The sequence below is a fragment of the Vibrio sp. 10N.222.46.A1 genome, assembly GCF_041473595.1.
Lineage (GTDB): Bacteria > Pseudomonadota > Gammaproteobacteria > Enterobacterales > Vibrionaceae > Vibrio > Vibrio tasmaniensis_A.
Window position 1 is genome coordinate 1 of the sequence record NZ_JBFRSN010000092.1, and the last position, 697, is coordinate 697.

Here is a 697-nt window from a genome sequence, read left to right on the forward strand (position 1 = left end):
CCTAGTGCTTCTGTGATGATATCACGGGCACTGATTTGCGTATCTGTATCGTTAAATCGAACAAGAATGGAACCGTTTTCGAGAGCAACGGATTTAGTAGAAAGGTTTTCTGCTTCAAGAGCATTGGTGACAGCATCCAGCGTAGACAGATCTACAGAGGCGCCACGCGCCCCTGTAACTTGAACTGCCGGATCTTCACCGTATATATTTGGAAGTGCGTACAACGCAGCGATAGCGATGGCAAACATCACCATCAAATACTTCCATAACGGATAACGGTTTAGCACAGCGAGGATCCTCTAGCTGTTTATAGTGATTTCAGAGTACCTTTTGGTAGCACTGCTGTAACGAAGTCTTTCTTGATAACGACTTCGTTGTTTGCGTTCAGTTCGATAGCAACGTAGTCGCTGTCTTCAGCAATCTTAGTGATCTTGCCGATTAGGCCGCCGCTTGTAAGAACTTCATCGCCTTTGCCCATAGAAGACATAAGGCTCTTGTGCTCTTTAACACGCTTAGCTTGTGGACGGTAGATCATGAAGTAGAAGATCACAGCGAACATACCTAGCATGATAAGCATTTCGAAACCGCCGCCTGCTGGTGCACCTTCTGCTGCTGCGTGAGCTTGAGAAATAAACATTTAAAACATCCTCTATTATATTTTCGTAATTGTTTGTCTAATTGGGTCGTATCCCTTTAT

Annotated in this window: 1 protein-coding gene and 1 pseudogene; both read right to left on the reverse strand. The window is 44.6% G+C overall.

The features are described from left to right. Nucleotides 1-287: pseudogene (secD, locus tag AB4496_RS03290) on the reverse strand (protein translocase subunit SecD); the annotation flags it as partial. Nucleotides 288-307: 20 nt separating this feature from the next. After that, nucleotides 308-637 (reverse strand): preprotein translocase subunit YajC, encoded by a 330-nt coding sequence (yajC, locus tag AB4496_RS03295; RefSeq protein WP_009848281.1) that lies wholly within the window; start codon nt 635-637, stop codon nt 308-310. Between the last annotated feature and the right edge of the window lie 60 nt (nt 638-697).

Coding starts and splice junctions, on each gene's coding strand:
- yajC (WP_009848281.1), bottom strand. CDS start 637: ATGTTTATTTCTCAAGCTCACGCAGCAGCAGAAGGTGCACCAGCAGGC.